Annotated in this window: 4 protein-coding genes; 1 reads left to right on the top strand and 3 read right to left on the bottom strand. The window is 61.4% G+C overall.

Annotated features, from left to right (window positions below; genetic code table 11):
- The first annotated feature begins 7 nt into the window (after positions 1–7).
- Positions 8–1,843, top strand: a complete 1,836-nt coding sequence (glmS, locus tag RYB66_RS08465) for a glutamine--fructose-6-phosphate transaminase (isomerizing) (protein ID WP_057404163.1) — start codon at positions 8–10, stop codon at positions 1,841–1,843.
- A gap of 308 nt (positions 1,844–2,151) precedes the next feature.
- Here glmS and RYB66_RS08470 read toward each other — a convergent pair whose 3' ends face one another.
- Genes RYB66_RS08470 through RYB66_RS08480 form a run of 3 tightly spaced genes read right to left on the bottom strand, consistent with a single transcriptional unit; the run spans position 2,152 to position 5,645 of the window.
- Positions 2,152–3,783 carry an ATP-binding cassette domain-containing protein gene (locus RYB66_RS08470; RefSeq protein WP_316885136.1) on the bottom strand — a complete coding sequence of 544 codons (1,632 nt, stop codon included), beginning with the start codon at positions 3,781–3,783 and terminating at the stop codon, positions 2,152–2,154.
- A complete protein-coding gene (locus tag RYB66_RS08475; RefSeq protein WP_316885138.1) occupies positions 3,776–5,005 on the bottom strand; it encodes an MFS transporter in 1,230 nt (409 codons plus the stop codon). The genes RYB66_RS08470 and RYB66_RS08475 overlap by 8 nt, the downstream gene beginning before the upstream one ends.
- Positions 5,006–5,063: 58 nt before the next feature.
- Entirely contained in the window at positions 5,064–5,645 is a 582-nt protein-coding gene (locus RYB66_RS08480) for an isochorismatase family protein (RefSeq protein WP_316885140.1), read from the bottom strand.
- Positions 5,646–5,652 lie beyond the last annotated feature (7 nt).

Raw genomic sequence — 5,652 nt, forward strand, 5'->3', positions numbered from 1 at the left:
GATAACCATGTGTGGAATCGTCGGCGCCGTTGCTGAACGTAATATCACGGCCATTTTGCTCGAAGGCCTCAAGCGTCTTGAGTACCGCGGTTACGACAGCGCAGGCGTTGCTGTTTTCAGTAACGAAGGCACCCTTGAGCGCCGTCGTCGCTCGGGCAAGGTCAGTGAGCTGGAACAGGCACTGGCAGGCGAGCCGCTGACCGGCCGTCTGGGCATCGCCCACACACGTTGGGCGACCCACGGTGCACCGTGTGAACGTAACGCTCATCCACACTTCTCGGCCGATAAACTGGCAGTTGTCCACAACGGCATCATCGAGAACCACGAAGCGCTACGTGAACAGCTGAAAAGCCTGGGTTACGTCTTCGCATCCGATACCGACACCGAAGTCATCGTTCACCTGCTGCACCACAAGCTAAAGGACACGCCAGATCTGGCGGTTGCCCTGAAGGCTGCCGTGAAAGAATTGCACGGTGCCTATGGTCTTGCCGTGATCAACGCTGCACAACCGGATCGCCTGCTGGCCGCCCGCAGTGGCAGCCCGCTGGTGATCGGCATGGGCCTGGGTGAAAACTTCCTGGCCTCCGATCAACTGGCGCTGCGTCAGGTGACCGACCGTTTCATGTACCTGGAAGAAGGCGATATCGCCGAGATCCGTCGCGACAGCGTGCAGATCTGGAACGTCGAGGGTGTGTCGGTCGAGCGTGAAGTGGTGCAATATCATGAAGGCGCTGAAGCCGCTGACAAGGGCGAATACCGTCACTTCATGCTCAAGGAAATCCACGAGCAGCCCAAGGTTGTACAGCGCACCCTCGAAGGTCGCCTGGGGCAACAGCAAGTGCTGGTCCACGCATTTGGTCCACAGGCTGCCGAACTGTTCGCCAAAGTACGCAACGTTCAGATAGTGGCGTGTGGCACCAGCTACCACGCAGGCATGGTCGCGCGTTACTGGCTTGAAGGTCTGGCCGGCATTCCTTGCCAGGTGGAAGTGGCCAGCGAGTTCCGCTACCGCAAGGTCGTGGTTCAGCCGGACACCTTGTTCGTCTCGATCTCGCAATCCGGCGAAACCGCCGACACACTGGCAGCGCTGCGCAACGCCAAGGAACTGGGCTTTCTGGCCAGCCTGGCGATCTGCAACGTCGGCATCAGCTCACTGGTACGTGAATCCGACCTGACCCTGCTGACCCAGGCTGGCCCGGAAATCGGCGTGGCATCGACCAAAGCCTTCACCACCCAACTGGTCGCCTTGCTACTGCTGACCCTGTCACTCGGCCAGGTCAAAGGTTCGTTGGAAGAGGGCGTTGAAGCACAACTGGTCGAAGAACTGCGCCGCCTGCCAACCCGTTTGGGCGAAGCCCTGGCAATGGACGGCACCATCGAGAAAGTCGCCGAGCTGTTCGCCGAGAAACACCACACCCTGTTCCTCGGTCGTGGCGCGCAATTCCCGGTAGCAATGGAAGGCGCACTCAAACTCAAAGAAATCTCCTACATCCACGCCGAAGCCTACCCGGCCGGCGAACTCAAACACGGCCCGCTGGCGCTGGTCGATGCCGACATGCCGGTCGTCACCGTCGCGCCGAACAACGAGCTGCTGGAGAAACTCAAATCCAACCTGCAGGAAGTACGCGCCCGCGGCGGCGAGTTAATCGTGTTCGCGGATGAGCTGGCTGGGCTCAAGAACGGCGAAGGCACTCACGTCATCGCCATGCCGCACATCATCGATGCCTTGGCACCGATTCTGTACACCGTTCCGCTGCAGCTGCTTTCGTATTATGTGGCTGTGTTGAAAGGGACGGATGTTGACCAGCCGAGGAACCTGGCGAAGTCGGTGACGGTGGAGTGAGTTATCCACAGGGGTGGGGGTTTTGATTTTTGAGAATTAAAACTGTCGCAGGTTTCTCCAAAATAGTTTCTCGCCCCGTCACTTAGACAGCCTCTTTGCCTCTTGGGGTCCGTTCGTGTCGCTGACGACGTGACGGACCCTATTCGCTCTGTTAGATACCGACTAGCAGGTCTGACTTTGGGGTAACTCCTTATGAGGCAACGCCAGGTCGGCAGATCGGTCAATTCTGCATCAGCGATAACACCGGGCTTCAGATTCGGGAATTTCTTACCTGTCGATGCCCGGAATCGTAACTCAGCCTTCGCTATTCATTGCCCGCCATCATCCCACGGCTCGTAGCGCCAACCTGTTGGTTGCCAGATGAACTGGTGCGTCAATTCCAAGGCCTGCAGAAAATCAAGATCGTGAGCACTCACTATGAGCGCGCCTTTGAATTGTCCGAGCAACTGCTCGACTGCTTCCAAGGCCGCGATGTCGAGATGGTTGTTCACTTCGTCGAGCAGCAACAGTTGCGTCTGTTCGGGGCCGCCTGCCAGCCAGGCGAGCGTTGCGCGCAGGCGCTCGCCACCACTGAGCCGACCGAATGGCGTAGCCATCTGCCGAGCGTCGAGCCCGGCGTTGGCGAAGACCTGGCGAAAGCGGCCCTCCTCGACAGTGCCTAGCTCATTGCGTAGCACCTGCTCGATACTGTGCTCGGGGTCGAAGGTTTGAGCGTGCTGGTCGATCAGGTGAGTGCGTGAGATATGCCGGGCGATGCCGCTGGCGGGCGCCAGTTGCCCGGCTATCACCTTCAGCAGGGTTGATTTTCCGCAGCCGTTCGGCCCGATCACCGCGACTCGCATCGGGCCGTGCAGGGTGAGATCGATGAAGCGGCTGTCGGGGGGGCCGTAGGGGAGCTCGCAGTGTTCGAGCGTGACCACTTGGGTCGCGTTGGCGACCAGGCCGGTCGGGGCGAGCAGTTGGCTTGGGCGTACCGGCTCGACGTTCGCATTGGCCTGGTCGACCCGCTCTCGCGCCATTTGGCTCAGACGCGCCTGCTGGATGCGCTGATGGCCGCTGTGCTGCTCGGCGCGCTCTGCCTGCGCATTGGCGACGATGGCCGGGGTGCCTGTGGCACGCGCCACCTTACGACCATGACTGGCACTTTGCACTTCGCGCTGGCGGGCCATGGTGATCTGCTGCTCGACGCTGTCGCGTGCCGCGCGTGCCCTGACCAGTGTAGCCTGTGCGTTGTCCTGCTCCGCCTGGCGCTGCTCGCGATAGTTGTTGTAGCCGCCGCTGTATTGAACCAGCGCGTCGCTGCGAAGCTCGAGGATACGATCGGCATGTTCCAGCAGCGCCCGGTCGTGGGAGATGACAATGCGGGTTTCCTTGCCTTGGCGCAGCTCTTTGCTCAACTGCTCGCGGGCCTGGCGATCCAGATGGTTGGTGGGCTCGTCGAGTATCAATACCCGCGCGCCGCCGAGGCGCAGACCGGCGAGCATCAGGCGTACAGTCTCGCCTCCGCTCAAGGCCTCGCTTGCGCGATCAAGCGGCAGATGTGCTAGGCCCAAGCGCGTCAGACAGGCGTGGATATCGCCCAGCAGGTTCCAGCGGTCGTCGATCAGGTCGAACAGCGCTGGGTCGCAGGCGCCCGCCTCGACCTCTGCCAAGGCCTGCAAAGCGTTATGTACCCCCAGCAGGTCGGCAACGGTCCCGTCGATAGGCCCGAGCCATTGCGGCAAATAACCGACACTGCCAGCACACTGGACGCTGCCTTCGCTCGCGGTCAGGCGACCCGCCATGATCTGCGCCAACATCGATTTGCCGCTGCCGTTGGGCCCGACGATGCCGGTGAACTGCCTGGAGAACGTTGCGTTGAGCCCCGAGAACAGCGGCCTGCCGTCTGGCAGGCGCAAGGTCAGGTCTTTGATGATCAAGGTGGCGTTGTCGCTACTCATCTCGATCTCTTCCCAAAACCAGGATGACCCAGCTCAGGGCCAGCGCAGCCACGCTCAACGAGGCCAGCAGCAGATTGTCCCAGACGCCGATTATCCCGCCGAGCAACGCCGTGACGGCTGCGGCGCCGGCAGCTAGTGAAGCGGCGATGCCCAGCACCGTGCCACGCAGGCTTGACTGCTCGCATGCCAAAGCATGCCCGATCAAAGCAGTGTAGGCCACCCCATAGGCGATCGCGGCAAGCGCACCGAAAACCAGGGCAAGCGAGTTGTCGAGCGTGGCCGCTAGCAATGCGCAGCTTACCACCAGCACGGGGATGGCTGCGCGCGCGATCTGTGGCGCTGGATACCGGGTTTGCAAGGCTCCGGCCACCCAGATGAAGGCGATGCACATGCCGATCCCGACCACTGTTAGCAGTAGGCTGATGCTGCCTACGGTCTGGCTCTGGCGTGCGAGCATCCAGGGCAAGTACTGGTAAAAGAGATTCCAGCCGATTTGCAGCCAGAGCAGTGCAAACAATGGTCTGCGCGTGGCTGGCGAGGTGAAGCCGTTCAAGACCTGTCTGATCAGCGATGGGCCCATTGTTGCAGCCGGAGCTGGGGTAGAGGGCAGCAAGAAGGCCATCAACAGGCACAGCACGCTGAGGGTCAGCGCGACCTGCAAGGGCAGGAGCAGGCTTGCTCCCGGTGTATGAGCTGCTAGCAGGATGCCCGTGAGCGCGGGACCGGTGAAAAAACCCGCAGTCATGGCAAACATTACCCAGCCAATGCGTTTCATTGCGCTGTCGGGGGTCTGGACCAGCATGGCCTGTGCTACCGGGACGCTACCGGCGAAGGTGCCTCCCAGCAAGCGCCCGGCGATCAGCAAGCCCACGCTGCCCACGCTCACGGCCCAAGTGCTCAGGGCATACCCGGCGACCGACCCTGTCACCGCAAGCAGAAGCGTTGGGCGCCGCCCGATGCGGTCTGAAAGCGCACCCAGCAGAGGCGCGCCCACCATCATCGCAAAGGCGTAGCCTGCCAACAGCACGCCGTAGAGCCCGGCGGTCCGAGCGGCAGTAGGTGCGCTGCCGAAAACCACCCCCGCAGGGTCGCCCGGGTCGAGCAGCATCGGTAGCATCGGCAGCAGCAATGCCGTGCCCAGGCCGTCGATGAAAATGATCATCAGCAGGATCAAGGGCGCGGCCTTGGCAGTGGCGGGTGTCTGCGAGAGAACGGCGGTCATGGCTGGCTCCTTGCGAAAAAGGTGCGAGTGGGCATGGTGTCAGGTGAGGCAATCCGAGTCATTCGCCGTAGGTCCTCAGGTAGCGGCCATCGAGAAAGCGTTGGCTCAGCGCCAGGTAATCGCATCGCTCCGACTGCGCCATGGTTTCGAAGAACAACATCTCGCGGGTGATCAGTTCCACACCGTGGCGTGACATGCGCGAGAGCGCGACCTCGTGATCCAGGACGCTGCGGGACGCCACTGCGTCTACCACAACCGAAACCTGGTCACCGCGTGCGCGTAGCGCCAGTGCCGATTGCAGGATACACACGTGGGTTTCCACACCCGCGAAAATCCAGTGATTGCCGGGCGTAGCGGTACGGAAGATGTCGATCCCCCGTTCATCGAGCACATTGAAGTGGCATTTGGAAAATGTTGTGCAAACACCTGCTGCCTTGCGTAGTCGTGCTGGCAGCGCGCCCAGCTTTTCATGGAAGACTAGAGCAATGGGCAGCTCGATTTCCTGGGCAAGCTCCGCCAGCCAGCAGCAATGCTCCAGCACGCGGCTAGCGTCCTGGATCATGGGCAGCAGATCGACTTGCATGTTGTTAATGATCAGGGTTTTTTTGCCATGGGCACGGGAAGGGATCGAAGATGTCATGCAAGCC

It is taken from the genome of Pseudomonas syringae group sp. 243L2 (genome assembly GCF_032587875.1).
Taxonomy (GTDB): domain Bacteria; phylum Pseudomonadota; class Gammaproteobacteria; order Pseudomonadales; family Pseudomonadaceae; genus Aquipseudomonas; species Aquipseudomonas amygdali.

Excerpts from the sequence above, each read along its gene's own strand:
- glmS (WP_057404163.1), top strand. The coding sequence starts at position 8 with ATGTGTGGAATCGTCGGCGCCGTTGCTGAACGTAATATCACGGCCATT.
- RYB66_RS08470 (WP_316885136.1), bottom strand. The coding sequence starts at position 3,783 with ATGAGTAGCGACAACGCCACCTTGATCATCAAAGACCTGACCTTGCGC.
- RYB66_RS08475 (WP_316885138.1), bottom strand. The coding sequence starts at position 5,005 with ATGACCGCCGTTCTCTCGCAGACACCCGCCACTGCCAAGGCCGCGCCC.
- RYB66_RS08480 (WP_316885140.1), bottom strand. The coding sequence starts at position 5,645 with ATGACATCTTCGATCCCTTCCCGTGCCCATGGCAAAAAAACCCTGATC.